Origin of the sequence: Deinococcus ficus (assembly GCF_003444775.1) — a bacterium.
Lineage (GTDB): Bacteria > Deinococcota > Deinococci > Deinococcales > Deinococcaceae > Deinococcus > Deinococcus ficus.
Genome location: NZ_CP021082.1, coordinates 394081 through 411960, shown reverse-complemented (window position 1 = coordinate 411960; position 17880 = coordinate 394081). Strand labels below are relative to the sequence as shown.

Annotated in this window: 15 protein-coding genes; 10 read left to right on the top strand and 5 right to left on the bottom strand. The window is 68.5% G+C overall.

Going from position 1 to position 17880, the window contains the following annotated elements:
- Positions 1 to 58: 58 nt before the first annotated feature.
- Entirely contained in the window at positions 59 to 769 is a 711-nt protein-coding gene (locus tag DFI_RS15485; protein WP_027463691.1) for a hypothetical protein, read from the bottom strand.
- A gap of 487 nt (positions 770 to 1256) precedes the next feature.
- On the opposite strand from DFI_RS15485, the gene DFI_RS20975 reads away from it, so the two are divergent.
- The 4 genes from DFI_RS20975 (at position 1257) to DFI_RS15465 (ending at position 7883) form a co-directional block, all read left to right on the top strand.
- On the top strand, positions 1257 to 3542 hold the full coding sequence (locus DFI_RS20975; protein WP_027463692.1) for a LuxR C-terminal-related transcriptional regulator: 2286 nt from the start codon (positions 1257 to 1259) through the stop codon (positions 3540 to 3542).
- Between the two features lie 323 nt (positions 3543 to 3865).
- Positions 3866 to 4222, top strand: coding sequence for a hypothetical protein (locus DFI_RS15475; RefSeq protein WP_027463693.1), 357 nt, complete (start codon positions 3866 to 3868; stop codon positions 4220 to 4222).
- 147 nt (positions 4223 to 4369) lie between these two features.
- Positions 4370 to 5263, top strand: a complete 894-nt coding sequence (locus DFI_RS15470) for an SDR family oxidoreductase (RefSeq protein WP_027463694.1) — start codon at positions 4370 to 4372, stop codon at positions 5261 to 5263.
- 88 nt (positions 5264 to 5351) lie between these two features.
- Positions 5352 to 7883 (top strand): excinuclease ABC subunit UvrA, encoded by a 2532-nt coding sequence (locus tag DFI_RS15465; RefSeq protein ID WP_027463695.1) that lies wholly within the window; start codon positions 5352 to 5354, stop codon positions 7881 to 7883.
- Between the two features lie 28 nt (positions 7884 to 7911).
- Here the strand turns inward: DFI_RS15465 and DFI_RS15460 are convergent, their stop codons facing one another.
- Positions 7912 to 8592 (bottom strand): HD domain-containing protein, encoded by a 681-nt coding sequence (locus DFI_RS15460; protein WP_022802597.1) that lies wholly within the window; start codon positions 8590 to 8592, stop codon positions 7912 to 7914.
- A 190-nt stretch (positions 8593 to 8782) separates the two neighbouring features.
- Here DFI_RS15460 and DFI_RS15455 point away from each other — a divergent pair, with 190 nt between their 5' ends.
- The 4 genes from DFI_RS15455 to DFI_RS15440 all read left to right on the top strand — a co-directional run bounded on the left by DFI_RS15455 (position 8783) and on the right by DFI_RS15440 (position 12161).
- Positions 8783 to 9316 carry a nucleotidyltransferase domain-containing protein gene (locus tag DFI_RS15455; protein ID WP_027463697.1) on the top strand — a complete coding sequence of 178 codons (534 nt, stop codon included), beginning with the start codon at positions 8783 to 8785 and terminating at the stop codon, positions 9314 to 9316.
- A gap of 68 nt (positions 9317 to 9384) precedes the next feature.
- Positions 9385 to 9978, top strand: coding sequence for a MerR family transcriptional regulator (locus DFI_RS15450; RefSeq protein ID WP_027463698.1), 594 nt, complete (start codon positions 9385 to 9387; stop codon positions 9976 to 9978).
- On the top strand, positions 9975 to 11231 hold the full coding sequence (locus DFI_RS15445; protein WP_027463699.1) for a vWA domain-containing protein: 1257 nt from the start codon (positions 9975 to 9977) through the stop codon (positions 11229 to 11231). The genes DFI_RS15450 and DFI_RS15445 overlap by 4 nt, the downstream gene beginning before the upstream one ends.
- Positions 11232 to 11321: 90 nt before the next feature.
- Positions 11322 to 12161, top strand: a complete 840-nt coding sequence (locus DFI_RS15440) for a TIGR02452 family protein (protein WP_162145431.1) — start codon at positions 11322 to 11324, stop codon at positions 12159 to 12161.
- Positions 12162 to 12838: 677 nt separating this feature from the next.
- Here the strand turns inward: DFI_RS15440 and DFI_RS20315 are convergent.
- Positions 12839 to 13111, bottom strand: coding sequence for a hypothetical protein (locus DFI_RS20315; protein ID WP_162145432.1), 273 nt, complete (start codon positions 13109 to 13111; stop codon positions 12839 to 12841).
- Positions 13112 to 13221: 110 nt separating this feature from the next.
- Between DFI_RS20315 and DFI_RS15435 the strand changes: the two genes are divergently transcribed.
- Positions 13222 to 14649: a replication initiator protein A gene (locus tag DFI_RS15435; protein ID WP_051308077.1), complete on the top strand. Its 1428-nt coding sequence runs from the start codon at positions 13222 to 13224 to the stop codon at positions 14647 to 14649.
- Between the two features lie 643 nt (positions 14650 to 15292).
- Positions 15293 to 15877, top strand: a complete 585-nt coding sequence (locus DFI_RS15430; RefSeq protein ID WP_027463701.1) for a hypothetical protein — start codon at positions 15293 to 15295, stop codon at positions 15875 to 15877.
- A 107-nt stretch (positions 15878 to 15984) separates the two neighbouring features.
- Here DFI_RS15430 and DFI_RS15425 read toward each other — a convergent pair whose 3' ends face one another.
- Together DFI_RS15425 and DFI_RS15420 are read right to left on the bottom strand one after the other, a co-directional pair.
- Positions 15985 to 16866: a ParB/RepB/Spo0J family partition protein gene (locus tag DFI_RS15425; protein WP_027463702.1), complete on the bottom strand. Its 882-nt coding sequence runs from the start codon at positions 16864 to 16866 to the stop codon at positions 15985 to 15987.
- Positions 16863 to 17630: a ParA family protein gene (locus DFI_RS15420; RefSeq protein ID WP_027463703.1), complete on the bottom strand. Its 768-nt coding sequence runs from the start codon at positions 17628 to 17630 to the stop codon at positions 16863 to 16865. The genes DFI_RS15425 and DFI_RS15420 overlap by 4 nt, the downstream gene beginning before the upstream one ends.
- Between the last annotated feature and the right edge of the window lie 250 nt (positions 17631 to 17880).

Sequence of the window (17880 nt, the reverse complement as noted above, 5' to 3'; positions counted from 1 at the left end):
CCGTTCGCTGAATGGAGACACCAAAGGGAGGCCCGGCAAGATGTGCCGGGCCGTTTGCTCATGGCCTGTCTTCGGCCCACGGGCGCGATTGCAGAACCCGGAGCACCTGGGTGATGATGGGCGGCTCACCTGGCGGGTAGACCCTGCCGTCCCCGCTCTCTCCATCAGACAAGGTCTCCTGGGTCCGCCAGGCACGAGTCCTGAGCCAAGCGGTGGTGTCCAGGCCGTGGAGGGCATACCCAATCAGAAGCCCGGCATCCTCGGTGCGGCCGGCCTCGGCAAGCAGCGCCATCAGGAGGGGGAGGGCCAGCTGCACGACCATGCCGTTCTGCGTGTCGAACGCCTGCTTGACGCCCTGCCACCCGCGCCTCAGTCCGGCCTGCACGTCGCCGCGCCAGGCGGCCAGGCGGCCTTGCAGGGTGACGAGGAGGGTGTACGCGAACTGCTCGCCGGACGCCTCGGTCACGGGCAGGGTCGCCGCGCACAGGGCCTCAGAGTCACGTACGTTCTTGTCGTTCCCTTCGTGGACTCCGCGCTCCATCAGCACGAGGGTTTTGAGGGCCTGCACGACGGGGATCAGGCCAGGCGTGTTCACAGCCTGCGCCGCACCGATGGCCTTGTCCCAGGCGCGCAGGGACTCCACGGACTGCTCGCGCAACATGGCCAGGACGCACAGCAAGGCCAGGGCCTTGTGGGACCGGACCGTGCACACCTGGCCGTTCAGGTGCAGGGTGGGCGGTCCCAGCACGCGGATTTCGAGGGTCGTCATGCCTTGCCCATGGTCGGCTCCTGGGGCTGTGCCGGGGTCGGACACAGGGGGAGCAGGGGGCTCTCCTCAGCTTGGACGCTGCTTTGACGCTCCTGATTTTAAGGTGGTGGGGTTCGTCCGCCATTCACCAGCCCCTTAGTCCAGCCTGGTTTCTGACCGTCGGCAGGTCACCCCACGGAGGCCATCGTGCGGCACACCTTGAAATTCGGTGCGTATATCATGGGCTTTCTCGTCTGGTCGGAATACTGGGTGATGGCCTCACGCCTGACTGGCCTGCGGCAGCGGTGGACGGCGCGGTTGCACGGCCCAACGCGCTCCAGGCTCAGCGGCGCGGGCCGCCCCGCGGCGCACGGCTGAGTTCCGCGGTCACGCCCGGGGGGTTGCCGGGACACGTGCGGGGCCAGCCGGATGGACCGGCGCGCAGCTCACGCACAGTGGAGGACGCTGCGGTCATGAGCATCAGAACATCAGGGGCAGTGGTCTCGCCGTGACCACCCACAAGGGCACCGGCGGGCTTCCTGCCCGCCCGAACACCCTGGTGGGCCGCGACGAGGCCCTGCAGGTGGCGTGCCGCCTGCTGGGTGACCGCCGGATCCGGTTGTTGACCCTGCGCGGTCCGGGCGGTGTCGGGAAGACGCGCCTGGCGCTTGACCTCGCGTACCGGCTGGGGCCGACGTTCGACCTGGGGGCCGCGTGGGTGAAGCTCGCGGACCTCCGGTCACCGGCGGAGGTGCTGCCCGCCATCGCCCGGGCGTTGCGGGTGCCAGGGCTCGACCAGGCGGGGCTCGTGGAGCACCTGCAACTCCGCAGCCTGCTCCTCGTGCTCGACAACTTCGAGCACCTCACGCCGGCCGCGGCGGAGGTGGCGGCCCTCGCCGCGGACGCGCCTCGTCTCCGGCTTCTGGTGACGAGCCGCACGGCGCTGCATGTGCGGGGCGAACATGAGCTGCCCCTCCGTCCGCTGGCCCTGCCAGGGCCGTCGGCTGACGGGCGGACGAGTCCGGCGGTGCAGCTGTTCGTCGAGTGTGCCCGCCGGGTGGACCCGGCGTTCGAGCTGACTCCGGCCGCGGAACGGGCCGTGGTCCGCATCTGCGAGCTCCTGGACGGCCTGCCCCTGGCGCTCGAGCTGGCTGCGGCCCGCCTGCGGGCGGTGAGCCCGGAGGGCCTCCTCGCCTGGCTGAGCAGTCCGCTGGAGGTGCTCAGCGGCGGCCCCCGGGACGGACCGCATCATGGGCACTCGCTGCGCAGCACGGTCGGATGGAGCGTCGACCTGCTCACGCCGGAGGAGCGGGAGGTGTTCGCGGCATGCGGCGTGTTCGTCGGCGGGCTGACCCTGCCGGCCCTCGAAACGGTGACCGGGAGCGCGCAGGCCCGCGCCGCGCTGATCGGGCTGGCCGAGCACAGCCTGGTGCATCCGGCAGGGGGGGCCGAACCGCGCTGGACGATGCTGGAACCGGTGCGGGAGTTCGCCGCGGAAGTGCTCGGCGGCCGGTCAGACGCGGAGAAGATCCGCGAGCGGCACGCGCGGTACTACCTGACGCTGGCGGAGCAGGCCCAGCCCCGCGTTCAGGAGGATGAGGAGGAGCGGGCGCGCCTGCGGGCGGACGACGCGAACCTGACAGCCGCGCTGGCCTGGCTGGTGCAGACCGAGCGGACCCCGCTGGCGCTGCGGCTGATGCAGGCCCTGGAGGGCGTATGGGAGCATGACGTCACCCCGAAGCACCATGAGTGGCTGCGCCGGGTGGTCGCGCTGCCCGGCGCGGAGCGCGAGCCGGCGCTGCTCGCCGAGGCCCTGCTTGCCCTGGGGGTCACGAGCCGCAATCTGCAGCGCCTGGATCAGGCGCTGGATGCGCTTCAGGCCGCTGGGGCGCTGTACCGGCAACTGGGTGACGCGGCGGGAGAAGCGGACGTGCTGCTGCTGCTCGCGTCCGCGTACTCCTCTCGGGGCGAGCATGAGCGGGCGCTGCCTCTGTTCCGGCGAGCGCAGGCGTCGTATGAGGCCAGAAACGACCTCCGGCGCATGAACGACGTGGCCAACAACCTGGGCGTGGCCTACCTGCGTGCCGGACAGCCCTGGGACGCGCAGCGCTGCTTCGCGCGGACCGAGGAGCTCAGCGTGGCCCTGGGCAGCGAGCAGGGCCTCGCCTTCGCCCGTGCACTGTTGAGCTGGTCGGCGTACCTGCTGGGCCAGCTGGACACCGCGCGCGCCCTGGCTCCGCTGGCCTGGCAGCACCTGCGGCGGGTGCCGAACCTGCTGCTGCGCTACACGGTGCTCTACCACATGGCCTTCCACGCCCGGGACGCTGGGCAGGTGCGCCTGGCGGCCCGGCTGATCGGATGCAGCGAGACCATGCGGGCCGGCACCGGTGAACCCTGGGACAGCTGCTTCCGGGCGCACGCCGCGGGCCTGGACGCTGAGTTGCGCGCTGCCTGGGGCGCACCGTACCTGGAGTGGCGGGCCGAGGGATGCGCCCTGAGCCTGGACGAGCTCGCGCCGGACGTCGAGGCCCTGCTCGACCACCTGGCGGCGCCCGCGTCGCCCGCCGGCCTGGCACCGCTCACCGCCCGGGAGCGGGACGTGCTGCGGCTGCTGGCGCAGGGCATCCCGGACAAGAAGATCGCCCTGCACCTGCAGATCAGCGCGACCACGGTGAGCAAGCACGTGTCCAGCATGCTGGCCAAGCTGGAGGTCCACAACCGCGTCGAGCTGGCCCGCTGGGCGCTCGGGCAGGGCCTCGTGGAGGGCGGAGAGGACTTCAGACCCGGCTCCTGACGCCTGTGACAGCGCGGCGGCCCTCGTACATGCACGTTCCGTGCATCGCCCCCCAGTTTCTACCGGGTGCCGTTCCAGGACCCCCCAGATTCTGCCGATGCGGGCGACGTGACCGGTCCTCTACCGTGAGGTGTCGGTCGCAGAGGAACCTTGAGGGACGAGTGACACACACCACCGTCCACAGGGAGCGTCTTCCGCTGGGAGTGGCGGTCATGGCGACCGTGCCTTCTTCCTGGTCCTGTCGGGCGTTCGCACGCGATTCGTTAAAGGGGGTTCGCCAACCTGGACCCCCACGCAGGCTCATCCTGCCCCGGAGGAGGAACATGACCACCCGCTACTCCACCCGCCTGATGCTCTTCGGCGCACTTCTGCTCAGCAGCGTGCTCGCCCAGGGCGACGCTTCCCTGAGTGCCCGCATCGCCGCCATGGCCGGCCACCATCTCACCTTCGCCCAGACCCAGGAACGCCTGCAGACCCTCGGCACCATGCTGGACGGCGCGGGCTACGGCCCGGTGCGCACCAGAAACGTGGGAGACGGCACCACCGTCTCCCGCTGGTACCACGCCGGCGGCCGGCACACGGCGCTGGCCTTCGCCGGTCAGGCTGCCGAGGACAACGATGTGGAGGTCGCCGAGCTGGACGGCTTTGTCAGCATGAACGAAATGATCCCCACGCCCTGACCCGCCTGTGCCCTACCAGGGCAGCAGTCAGCGGACCTCGTCTCAGCCAGGACCGGCGTGAGTGGTCCGCTGACCCACGAGGACAACGGATGACAGCGCCTGCACGCACCGCGCTGTCATCCATGTCCGCCACCCAGGGAGGTTCCCGTGAAACTCGTCGTTGGCGCCACCGGCCTGCTCGGCCGTCAGATCACCACGCTGCTCACCCGCGTCTCCACCCCCGTCCGGGCCGTGGTGCGGCCCACCTCGGATCCGGCCGTCGTCCAGGCTCTCCGGGACGCCGGGGCCGAGCTGGTGCAGGCCGACCTCAAGGACCCCGCGTCCCTGCGGCGGGCGTGCGCCGGGGTGGACACGGTCATCTCGACGGCGACCACCACGCTGCGCGACCAGCAGCTCGATCCCCTCGAGGCCGTCGATCACGCCGGGCAGCTCGACCTCGTGGCCGCCGCGCGGGCGGCCGGCGTGCGGCAGTTCGCGTACGTGTCCTACCCGCGCTCCCTGGACGGCCCGCGCCCCTCTCCCCTGTCGGCCGCCAAACGGGCGGTCGAGTCGGCGCTTCAGCGCAGCGGCATGACGGCCACGGTCCTGCACGCGGGCGTGTTCATGGAAGTGTGGCTGAGCCCGGCCCTCGGCTTTGACCCGGTGGCCGGGCGAGCCCGGGTGCTGGGCAGCGGGGAGGCCCCGATCGGATGGGTCAGTGCGGCGGACGTCGCCCGGGCGGTGGTGGCCAGCCTGGACGGCGAGGCGAGTACGGTGCTGCCTTTGGTGGGTGAGCACCTGAGCATGAAGGACGTGATCGGCACGTTCGAGGCCGTGCAGGGCCGCCCGTTCGAGGTGGAGCAGGTGCCCGAGGCGGCCCTGGTCGCGCAGCAGGAGTCGGCGGGCTCGCCGCTGGAGCAGAGCTTCGCGGCCCTGATGCTGAGCCTGGCCCGCGGAGCGCCGGTGCCCACCGACCCGCGGGTGGCGGAGCTGGGCTTCCCGCTGACCACGGTGCGCGACTATGCCCGGCGCGTGTCGGCCCTGCCGGTCGGCGCCGGTTAGGCACACCGGCCCGGGCTCCTCCCCAGGGCGCTGCATTCAAGGTCCATGAGGGCAGCTGCGGGGGCGGGGCTCCTATCCTGCCGGGATCATGACTGGCTTTCCTGGGGATACTGAAAGCGGCTTCGTGCAGGTGCGCGGCGCCCGCGAGCACAACCTGAAGGACGTGTCGGTCCGGATTCCGCGGGACGCGCTGGTGGTGTTCACGGGCGTGTCCGGGTCGGGCAAGTCCTCCCTGGCGTTCGGCACGCTGTACGCCGAGGCGCAGCGCCGGTACCTGGAGTCGGTCTCCCCGTACGCCCGGCGGCTTTTTCATCAGGTGGGCGTGCCGGACGTGGACGCCATCGAGGGTCTACCGCCCGCCGTGGCCCTGCAGCAGCAGCGCGGCACGCCCACGGCGCGCTCGTCGGTGGGCAGCGTCACGACCCTGTCGAACCTGCTGCGCATGCTGTACTCGCGCGCCGGGGACTACCCGGCGGGGCAGGGCATCGTGTACGCCGACGGGTTTTCCCCGAACACCCCGGAGGGCGCCTGCCCGGAGTGTCACGGGCTGGGGCGGGTGTACACGGTGACGGAAGCGTCCATGGTCCCGGATCCGTCCCTGACCATCCGGGAGCGGGCGATCGCGGCGTGGCCGGCGGCATGGGGCGGGCAGAACCAGCGGGACATCCTGGTGACGCTGGGCATCGATGTGGACGTGCCGTGGCGGGATCTGCCGCAGGAAACGCGCGACTGGATTCTCTTCACGGATGAGCAGCCCGTCGTGCCGGTCTACCCGGGCTTCACCCCCGCGGAGACGCGGCGCGCGGTGAAGCGCAAACTGGAACCCGGGTACATGGGTACCTTCAGCAGCGCGCGCCGGCACGTGCTGCACACCTTCGCGAACAGCGAGAGCGCGTCGATGAAACGGCGCGTGCAGGCCTACATGATCGCCGAGGACTGCCCGCTGTGCCACGGCAAGAGGTTGCGCCAGGAGGCCCTCGCCGTGACGTTCACCGGGCTGGACATCACGGAGTTCTCGCGGCTGCCCCTGCGTCAGGTGATGGAGCGGCTGCGCCCGTACGCCGAGGGAAGCGACCCGGGGCACGCCGAGCGGGCGGCGCACCGGCCCGAGCAGGCCATCGCGCTGCAGCGCATGAGCGAGGACCTTGCCCGCCGGCTGGAGGTGCTGCTTGACCTGGGCCTGGGGTACCTGCAGTTGGAGCGGGCCACGCCCACGCTCTCGCCGGGGGAGTTGCAGCGCCTGCGGCTCGCCACGCAGCTGTACTCGAACCTGTTCGGCGTGGTGTACGTGCTGGACGAACCCTCCGCGGGCCTGCATCCGGCGGACACCGAGGCGCTGCTCGCCGCCCTCACCGGCCTGAAACGCGGCGGCAACTCCCTGTTCGTGGTGGAACACGACCTGGACGTCATCCGCCGCGCCGACTGGCTGGTGGACGTGGGGCCCGGTGCCGGGGAGCGGGGCGGGGAGATCGTGTACAGCGGCCCGCCGGAAGGGCTGCGGGCCGTCCATGCCTCAAGCACGGCCCGGTACCTGTTCGCGCAGCCTGGCCCGGAGCAGCAGGCGCCGCGTGACCCTGTCGGGTGGCTGGAACTCAATCACGTTCACCGCAACAACCTGCAAGGCCTCAGCGTGCGCTTCCCGCTGGGCGTGCTGACCAGCGTGACCGGCATTTCCGGGTCCGGCAAGTCCACCCTGGTGAGTCAGGCGCTCGTCGAAGCGCTGGCTGACCACTTCGGGCATCCCGCTCAGCCGGCCGGAGAGGAGGATGAGGACGCCGCGCCCGGCGGCACCGCGCAGCTCGGCGGGGACCTCGCACAGCTGTCCCGGCTGGTGTGGGTGGACCAGAAACCGATTGGCCGCACGCCACGCAGCAACCTGGCGACGTACACGGGCCTGTTCGATCACGTCCGCCGGCTGTTCGCGGGCACGCCTCTGGCCAGGCAGCGCGGGTACAGCGCCGGACGGTTTTCCTTCAACGTGAAGGGGGGACGCTGCGAGCACTGCCAGGGCGAGGGGTGGGTGATGGTGGAACTGCTGTTCCTGCCGAGCGTCTACGCTCCCTGCCCCGTCTGCCATGGGGCGCGCTACAACGCCGAGACGCTCGAGGTGCAGTACCGGGGCCGCAACGTCGCCGAGGTGCTGGGCATGACGGTGGACGCCGCGCACGCGTTCTTCGAGGGGGAGGGGCCGGTGGCCCGCGCGCTGGACACCCTGCAGGAGGTGGGGCTCGGGTACCTGCGGCTGGGTCAGCCGGCCACGGAACTGTCGGGCGGGGAGGCGCAGCGCATCAAGCTCGCCACGGAACTTGGCCGGAGCCTGCGGGGCGGGACGGTCTACGTGCTCGACGAACCCACGACCGGGCTGCACCCCGCGGACGTGGACCGCCTGCAGCGGCAGCTGGCCCGCCTGGTGGACGCCGGGAACACCGTGATCGTGGTGGAGCACCGCATGCAGGTCGTCGCGGCGAGCGACTGGCTGATCGACATGGGCCCCGGCGCCGGTGACGAAGGCGGGCAGGCGGTGGCGCAGGGCCGGCCAGCGGACGTGGCCCGGGTGCCCGGCAGCCGCACGGCGCCCTACCTGCGCCTGGCGCTCGGGCACCCGCCCGTTGAGGGGTAGTCCGCGGCCTGCCCTGCCCTGTCGGGCGTTACTCAGCCTGCAGGGGGCCTCCCGTGCGCGCTTCGTCGGCGGTCAGGCCGCAGGCGTGCTCGATGGCGCTGACCGTCCGCTCCAGTTCCCGGAACAGTGCCCTCAGGCCGGGCCGGGCCTGACCGGCCGGAGCGGCCATGAACGCGTCGGCGAGCAGGCGGTAGTACTGCACGGTCCCGGCCTGTCCCTGACTGAAGCGTTCAAAGAAGGCCGCCCGCTGCGATTCCGGGTGGGTGAGGACCTCGGTGAGGATGGTGCGGGCGTTGTGGAGTTTGTCCGACGCGCTGACCAGCAGCATGGACGTGTCCGCTGCTCGCAGGTGTCTCAGGTAGGCGGCCTTGCGGTCCTGCCAGGGGGCTTTGGCCTGCCCGGCGTCCGGGGCGTCGTCGGTCGCGCCGTCCACCAGCTGCGCCACCCGCTCTCCGAATCTCCGCACGATCTCCAGCCGCAGGTCGCTCGCGTTCCGGCCGGTGTATTCGGGGCCGTCTTCCAGCGCGTCGTGGAGCAGCGCGGCGATGGCCTCGTCCTCGTCCGCCCCGAATTCAAGCGCGACGGACGCGACGCCCAGCAGGTGGGAGATGTAGGGCACCTCCCCTCCCTTGCGCCGCTGGGTGGCGTGCCACGCGTGGGCGAGGTTCAGGGCGTCCGGGAAGCGGTCCGTGAGCAGTGGCAGGGTCATGCCGCACGCTACGCCATGCCGGATCGTCCGCGGCGCCCTTTTCCCCTGCCGGAGGACCGGGGAACGGACCTTGTCTCGGGGGCGTGGGGTCCGCCAGATCACAGCGCCAACCAGGAACATGGACGTCTCTGGCTCCTGAGGCGCTCCCCTGTTTCGTCACAGCGTCGAGGCCCTATCTTCACAGCAGCCCGTGAATGACCTGCATCTCGCCCTGCTGGGCTCCCTCCTTCGGGCCGCGGACCGGCGGCGGCTGCCGCTGTGGATCGGTGGTGGCTGGGCCATCGATGCGCGGCTCGGGCGGATCACCCGGCCCCATGACGACCTTGACCTGACGTTCCCTGGAGAGCGCCGGGCCGAGTTCGAGGAGATGATCACGGAGCTGGGCGGTCAGGTCGGCGAGGAGACGGACTACGGCTTCCTCGCGGAGGTGCGGGGCGTGCTGCTGGACTGCGAACCGGCGTGGTGGACGGGCCACGCGTATGAGGTGACCGGAGCGCCGCGCGGCGCCTGCCCGGAGCAGGCCGAGGGGCAGCTGGGAGACCTGAGGTTGCGGTGCAGCAGCTGGGAGGCGGTCGCCTGGGACTACCTTTACTACGGGGATGAGGTGCCGGTCTCGCAGTGGCCTGCGAAGCACCACCACTCGTATGCCCTGGTGCGCGCCGCGCTGGGGGATGAGGCGATGGAGCGCCTGAGGGTGGCCTTCAGTGCCCACCGTACGCCCTGACTCAAGAAGTCCAGCTTGACAATCGGAATGGATATTGACAATCCAGATTGTCAGAATTAGTGTGGGTCATGTCCGTGCTCACCCTTCGCAGGGATTGGACCGGCACCCTCGACGACCTCGTCGACGCTGCCAACCAGTTCCTCCCCGACATCCTGCCCACCGGCAAGGCCGGCAGAACCAAAGACGACGTCAACGCCCGCCTCGTTCGCCACTACACCACCGAGCGCCTCCTGGACGAGCCCCTGAAACAGGGCCGGGAAGCCCGTTACACCCGCCGTCACCTGCTGCAACTGCTCACCCTGCGGCGCCTGATGGCCGACGGATTCAGCGCCTCCACCCTTCAGGACACCCTGCAGTCCCGCACGGACGACGACCTCGAGGCCCTGCTCGCCGGGCAGACCCAGCTGGCCGTCCAGCCCGGCAATCCCGCCCTGGACTACCTCGCACAGCTGCGCCGCCCCGCCGCAGCCGCTCCAGCACCCGCCGCACCATCCCCGGCACCGGCCGCCTCTACCCCGGTGCAGTACACCCGCCTGCCTCTTGCTCCTGGCCTGGACGTGCACGTCCGGACCGACTTCCGGCTCCCCAGAAGCCGGCTTGAGCAAGAACGCCTTGCCCAGCTGTTCCTCGACGCCCTCGACCACCTCAGGAGGCCCAGATGACCACCCCCCGCATCGAGTTCCGTCCCCTTCGTCCCGCCCTGCTCGCCGGGCACACCACCACCCTGACCCTGCTGATCCGCGTTCACCCGGCGCCCACGTCCGGGCAGACCACCCGGCGTCCACCCCTGAACCTCGCCTTCGTGATCGACCGCAGCGGCTCGATGAGCGGCACGCCGCTCCAGATGGCCCGCCAGGCTGCAGTCGCCGCCGTGCGGCAGATGCGCCCGGACGACCGGGTCAGCGTGGTCGCCTTCGACCAGCAGGTGGACGTCATCGTGCCCAGTCAGCCGGTCACGGACCGGGAGGCGATCATCCGCGCCATCGACGGGATCGACGACCGCGGCTCCACCGACCTGCACAGCGGCTGGCTGGAAGGCGCCACGCAGGTCGCGCAGCACCTCACGCCGGGCGCCCTGAACCGCGTGATTATCCTCAGCGACGGGCAGGCCAACGCCGGTGTCACGGACCGCGGCGAGATTGCGCGGGACGTGCGCGGCCTCACCGAACGGGGCATCAGCACGACCGCCATCGGCCTCGGCGCGCACTACGACGAGGAACTGCTGCTGGCCATCGCCGACGCTGGCGACGGAAATTTCGAGCACGTCGAGGACCCCGCGCGGCTCCCGACCTTCTTCGAGGAGGAGCTTCAGGGCCTGACCCGCACCACCGGCCGGATGGTCAGCCTGGGCCTCGAGCCCAACCCGGAATTCGGCGTCCAGGTCCAGGATGTCCTGACCGCCCTGACCAGGAACACCTACGGCCGGCTGCAACTGCCGAACCTGGTGGACGGACGGGCGGTGGAGGTGGTGGTCACCCTCACGGTGCCCGCGCCGGCGCAACCGGCCGGCAGGACGCTGGGCGTCACCCGGGTGCGCCTGGCGTGGACGGGCACGGACGGGAAACGCCAGACGCGCCGCGCACAGCTGGACCTGCCGCTTCTCGACGCCGCCGCGTACGAGGCCCTCCCGGAAGACCCGGCCGTCCTGGAAGCGCAGGCGCTGCAGCAGGCCGCCCGCCTCAAGCGGGAAGCGGTCTCGGCCATGGACCGAGGGGACCTCTTCGCTGCGCAGGAGCACCTGCGGTCCGTGCAGGGTCTGATCGCGTCGGCCCCCATGTCCGCGGAGGTTCTGCATCATGAACTGCAGGACCTGCAGGCGGTGGCCGGTGCGATGGCCTCCGGGGACGCCGCGCTGTCCCGCAAGCGGGCCCTGAGTCAGGTTGACGCCCGCACGCGCAGCAAACGCCGGCAGTAAGCCGGACTGCCCGGGAGAGCACGCCCTTCGCATGCTCTTCCTGTTTCACGCTGAGTGCTCCCCTTCCTCGCCGCTCATCCGGAGGCCACGTTGAATACCCTCGACCGCCAGAAATTGATTCGCGACGCCCATGACACGGTCGCTGCCCTGCAGGCCCAGGCGTACGACGGCCCGTCCGGCCGGGTGAATCTCGCCCCTCACCTCGCGCGGACGGCCGCCGGCACCCGCCTCCTCACGCCTGCCCAGCTGCTGGTCACCGAGGCCTTCACTCAGCCGGGGACGCAGGACACCCGGATCACGGTCACCCGCGAAACCACCCTGACTGCGGCCCGGCGTCTCCTCTCCGAGGATTCCTCTCCGGTGTCCGTGCTGAACTTCGCGTCGGCCACCTCGCTGGGCGGCGGGTTCCTGACCGGGTCGGCCGCGCAGGAGGAAAGTCTGTGCCGCGCCAGCGCCCTGCCGGCCGCCCTGGGCCTGCACCCGGAGTACTACGAAATGCACCAGCGTAAGGCCGACCGGCTGTACACGGACCACCTGATGTTCGCGCGGAACGTGGCGGTCTTTCGCGACGAGGACGGCCAGTGGCTGTCGCAGCCGCATCACCTCGACGTCCTCACTGCGGCCGCCCCCAACCTGCGGGGGCTTGGGCAGGAGGCATTCACCCGGCTTCTTCCTGAGGCCCAGGCCATCATCGAGCGGCGGGCGTCCCTCCTGCTTTCCCTGTTCCGGGAGGAGCGGTGCAACCGCCTGGTACTGGGAGCGTGGGGGTGTGGGGCGTTCCGCAACGACCCCTTGCATGTCGCGCGAACCTTCCGGTCGCTGCTGACCACCGGGCGCCACCGGGGAGCATTCCAGGAGGTCGTCTTCGCCGTGTTCGCCATGCCGTGGGAGGAAACCAACCTCCGCGCTTTCCAGGACACCTTCCGGTAAGCCCCTTGCCGTGAAAGAAAGACGGCTCTGTCGCCGTTTCCGGTATTCCTGATCCCGCTCCCCGGTGATGCCTGCCCCGATAAGTCCGACTCAACGTGTGCTCCGCCTCCATGCGGAGCACGCGTTCTTTGACCAAATAACGTACAGCTGAGGTCTGCCATCCTTCGCGGTCCACTGTTCAGGTGCCGCTCTGTGGCGGCATGGGCAGCATTCGCGCGCCACCGCTGCCCACCCGAAGGACGCCGTGATCTGCGGCTGAAACGATCAGAAAGCCAGACCTCTCCGGCAGCAGGTCCCAGCAACTGACCGAGATGTCCGAACAGCGGTGGAACTGCAGCCCTCTAGCAGGCCTACGTTGGTCAGAACTGACCGAGATGTCCGAACAGCTGGGGAAGTCAGAGGTCATGACCCGCCCGTTCACCCTGGTTCTAGTCGGAACTGACCGAGATGTCCGACCTTTGATGAAGATGCCAGCACCAGGGGAGCGAAACGAGCATGAGACAGCTGGAGGTTCGGACATCTCGGTCAGTCTTGTTCGGACATCTTGGAGAGTTCATCTGTCACTGTGAATTTTCGCCCAGCAGGACGCCTTTCCCTGTGTAGGGGGAGTTTCTGCCACTGGCCGAGATGTCCGAACAGCAACCAGCAGAAATTTGGCCAAAGTTCGGACATCTCGGTCAGATCTGCTCACGCAAAGCTCGCGGCAGTTCGGACATCTTGGCCAGCACACCCGCGCAGGCACGGACATCTCGGCCAGCACACCCTCGGACATCTCGGCCAATCAAGAGGGGTGACTTCGGACATCTCGGCCAGTTTTGAGAATTGGGTTCGGACATCTCGGTCAGTTCTTGGGTCGGAAGTTCGGACATCTCGGTCAGTTCGGCCGTCCAACAGTCGGCCAGGACGGAGATTTTGCCATTTGTCTGATGATGATCATTCTTTTTATTCATCACTACTCTTTTTTCAATCACATGACTTCAACATCAGCGTTGCCGTGACCTATAGTGGAACCACCGTGAAAGCGAAGCCGTCCGGTTCCACTGCTCCGACCCCGGCCGCTGTGCGAAACCCTCCCCTGCCGGAGCGGCCGGACCGCATCGACGAACTGAACATCGGGCGCCTCGCCCTGATCAGCGTTCAGGAACGAATCCCGGACGATTACACCAGCTGGGAGGTGGCCTTCGAGGTGGACGGTCAGCCGGCCCTCCTCTCCTGTGTCGCCCCCAGTGAATTTGGCGGAGTGCCGCACGGGCTCGATGGCGACATCATGAACGGGCTGCTCACGATCTTCGTGGAGCAGGGCGCGCCGGAAAGCGGAGAAGTGGTCGCCACCCCGCACCAGATCCTGCAGTGTGCCGGTCTGGACACTGGAGGCCGGTACTACCAGATCCTGCGCTCCAGCCTTCACCGGCTCAACAGCGCGAAATTCCTCACCCAGAATGCCTGGCGTGCGCACACCCAGCGCCGCTGGACCACCCAGACCTTCTCGCTGATCGAGGGCCTGGCCTACGACAGCGTGGATCAGATGCTCGGAAAGGGCAGCGTGATCCACGTGCGCCTCCCCAAGGCCCTGGTGCAGAGCGTCCGGGCCCAGTACATCAAACCGCTTGATCCGGTGCTCCTGAACCAGCTGGTGCGTCCACTGGCCCGCAGCGTGTACCGGTTGCTCGACGCCAAACGGTACGACCCCACGGACCCTCAGATCGTCACCATGGAACTCCGGATGACCCTGGCGGACTGGGGCCAAGAATGCAAGCTCAAGGACCTGGTGCCCAGCCGCATCAAACGCACCCTCGAGAAGGCCCACGATGACCTGAAGGCCTGCGGTTACCTCGCGGACGTCGAGTACGAGGGCTCGGGAAGCCGGCAGGAGATCATCTACCGCTTCGGTGACGGTCCGTCCTTCGGCCTGGACCTCGTCACCCGGATTCTGCGGCACGGGATCGGTGAGGCCGTCGCCAACGGCATCGTGCAGAGCGTGCCCCGCGAGGAACTGCTGCACCGCCTCGCCAAGGCCGAATTCCTGCTGCAGAGGGACCGTACGCGCATCAAGAACCGCTCAGGGTACGTCGTGACGATCCTCAAAGATGACGGGTCCCGGTTCCCTGACCCGGAAGGGTTCGTCTCCCCCACAGCGGTCACGCCAGCGACAACCCGGACGATGGTGGTCCCCCCCGTAGAGGATGACGTTGAGACGGTGCGCCGCGCACGTGAGGAGGCGCTGCGGTCGCTGCCCCGTGCGGAACAGGCCGACGCCATTCTCGCCCGGCTCCGCCTCCTGGGTGGTGTTCACGTGGTGAAGCTGGGTGCTGCCCGCTTGAGTGGTGTGCATCAGGCGATCCTGGAGGGCGTGCTGGACGCGTCGGTCGTGGAACGCGAGATGATGGCAGCCGTGTTCGAGGGACGCACCGAGCCCTTCCTGAAAGCCCTGGTCAAGGACGCGGGTGAGCGGCGCCGTCAGGGTCAGGAAGCCCTGCTCGGCGGTTAGAGCACCCTTCCCGAGGGCCCGTCTGCTGGGAGCGTGGTCCATCTTAGCGGCCTCACGGGGAAGGCGGACTGGTGGACATGCGGTGGACAGACTGTCCGAAGTTCAATGAGCCCAAGAAGCTGCTCTCAGTGTGATTTGATTATGGGTTTCAAGCTAGGACAGGATGACATACGTTCCTGTGGCAGGTTCCGCCTCTCCCCTCCCCCTAACCTTCAGATGAACAGATAGGCCGGCTCCTTGGACGGAGCCACTTGCCGCTTCCCTTTTAAGGCTCTGCAACGGTGTCCTGTTGGGCCTCCCAGTCCAGTTCTTTGATCTAAGAACGCCATCATCATTGCCCCTGATGCTCGTCTTGAGGACCAGTGCTGCAGCCCAGGTCCACCCTGACTGCCACTCCCCTTTTGTCAATTTAGACTTGACGTATTCTCGATGTCAACATAGGATTGACATATGACCGGGCAACCCAAAAACTCTCATGGCGGCGCGTACGTCGCTCTCTTTGGAGGTCTCGGCGCGGTCTGCGCTGCACTCTCAGTCAGTAGTGACGGCCCCATCCGGTTCATTCTGCTGGGAGCTGCCTTCGTGTTGCTGATCCTCGCCGGCGTGTATCTCAGTACCGTCCTGGGTTCAGGCCGCAGCCCTCATGACCCTCGATGACCCCCTGAGGGACCGACTGGCGGAAACCATCGCCGCCACCCTCCCAGAGCTGGAGGAGCATCCGGTAGCTGGGCACCTGAACCTTATCCGCGTAACCGCTCAGGCCCAGGAAGACGTGCAGGCTTTGCTTCAGGCAGCAGTGTCGTCGGCCCGCACAGCCGGGCACAGCTGGGAAGCGATCGGACAGGTTCTGGACATGACCCGACAGGCCGCACAGCAGCGGTTTGGGAAAGGGTCAGCCGTTCCCGACTCGGAGCGCCAGGTCAGGCGGGTGACACCCCTGACCGCCTCGACCGAGATCGATACCCTGAACCGGCTCGGCCGGTACGGGTGGCATTCCGTCGGGTTTGGGCCTCTCTACCACGACGTTGAGCATTCGGGAGAACAGTGGGAACACTGCCGCGTCATGGCGTTCGATCCCGCGCGCCGGGCCCTTCAGCGTGAAGGGTGGCGGCCCATCGGCACCCTGTGGTTTCCATGGGCTTACCTGGCCCGCCCTGTGGGCCAGGAAGCCCTCCCGATGCCCTCGGTTGAACCCGACCTGCGCTTGCTTGCGCTCCAGCGCCCTTGATGACCTGACGAGGTCCGGGCGGTCCGCCGGTACCTTGAAATCCTGAAACGCAGAACTGCCCGGTCGGTCGACCGGGCAGTTGTTCTTTGATGAAAGAACGTCTCCCGTTACCCGAGTTGCCGTTTGATCGAGGCCGGGATTTTTGCCAGCCAGGCTTCAAGGTCCTTCTTCTCACTGTCATTCAGCGCGGCCAGCCACCGGGCACTGCCGAGCCGCCGCGCCACGCGCTGAGTGGGGGAGACCTGCGGCTCGTCTTTCAGGGTGCGGATGGCCTGTTTGACTTCGTCCCTCGTGGCCCCGCTCAGGGCCAGGGTGATTAGGGCGTCCTGCTGGGACTCGTCCACCTGGGCGATGAGCTGGGCGAGGGTGTAGGGCAGGCCGCCTCTGACCGCGTCGAGCAGGGGTGCCGGCCAGTTCAGGATCTTGAGCTTGTTCCGGGCGAAAGAAGTCCACTGCTCTCCCAGGGCCTGGAACAGCACTTCAAGGGCCTCGTGATCGGAGCCGTGCGGTTCACGGAGCAGCTGCATGAGGCGGTGGCGAGCCTGTTCCCGGGTAAGGCTGAGCGTCCCGGCGACCAGTTCAAGCTTGGCGTCGACCTCATCGACCGTGTTGAGATCCTCCCTTTGGAGGTTCTCGATCAGGGCGATCTGACGGGCCTCCGGGTCGGTCAGGTCACGGATGACGACCGGCACCTCGGTGAGGCCAGCGAGTTGAGCCGCGCGCCAGCGCCGCTCTCCTGCGACGATCTCGTACCGCTCCCCGGCCGGCCGGACGAGCAGCGGCTGAAGCACGCCGGACGTCTGGATGCTCTGCGCGAGTGAGGAGAGGGCCGCGTCATCGAATTCCCGCCGGGGTTGACCTTTCCCAGCATGCAACTCCGTGACGGGAAGGTGCCGCTGTGCCTGAGCAGGCCGGGTGAGGTCCAGGGCGTCCTGGCCCAGCAGACCCTCGAGGTTGCGTTTGCGTTCGGGACGGGTCCGCCGCGTCATGCTGTGACCTCGTAGCTCATGCCGAGTGCCTGGGCCACGTCGCGGCTCAACCGCTGGATGTCCAGGTGAACCGGGCTTTTCGGTGCGTAAGCCCCGACCGGCGCCCCCTGCGCGGTGGAATCGAGCCAGACTGCCTCACGCTGCGGGACGGGGGAAGCAAGGGGAGAGAGGAAGGCTTCGAGGTCAGCCAGCACATCACGGTCATGCAGTCGGCGGGCGTCGTAGAAGGTCGGCACGTACAAGGCGACCGTGAGATCGGGCCGGACTTCGCGGTACTCCGCGAAGGCGCCCTGGAGTCCAGGCATGGCGTCGAGCCCCTTCTGTCGGGTGGGGACCGGCACGATCATGTGGTCGGCGGCGAGCGCCCCGAGGATCGAGAGCTGACCAAGGCTGGGCGGACTGTCGATCATGACGAGATCGTAGGCGTCCCGAACGTCGTGCAGGGCCCTGCGGAGCCGGACCTGGGCGCCGACGCGGCCCATCATCTGACCTTCGGCGACGGCGAGGCTGACATGCGAGGGAATCAGGGACAGGCCGTGCACCAGCCTGGGCTGCGGCAGGGCACTGCCTTCCACGGCCACGGGGTAGACCGTCTCGTCTCTGGTGACGCCCTCGACGCCCAGCCAGCCGGTCAGATTTGCCTGCGGGTCGAGGTCGATCAACATCACGCGGTGCCCGGCCTGGGCCAGTTCATACCCGACGTCCCTCACGATGCTGGTCTTGCCGGCGCCACCCGCGTGGTTGAACACGGTCACGGTCTTCACGCCCTCAGCTTACCCAGAAGTGAACGGCAAGACGCGAGGGACCCGGGCAGGCGGCTTACGCGTCGCGTTATTTCAGCAAATATCGTGTCGTCAGATCCCAGCGGACTGGACAGCAGGCGGAGGGATGGCCGACGTGCAGGGCAGCATGTTCATTCGAAATCAGCCTCCGATTGAAACACACCCGTGACACGTTCAAGAACACCGGGTGACGTTATTTGCAGCGTCACCCGGTGCCCCGTAATGGTCCGCG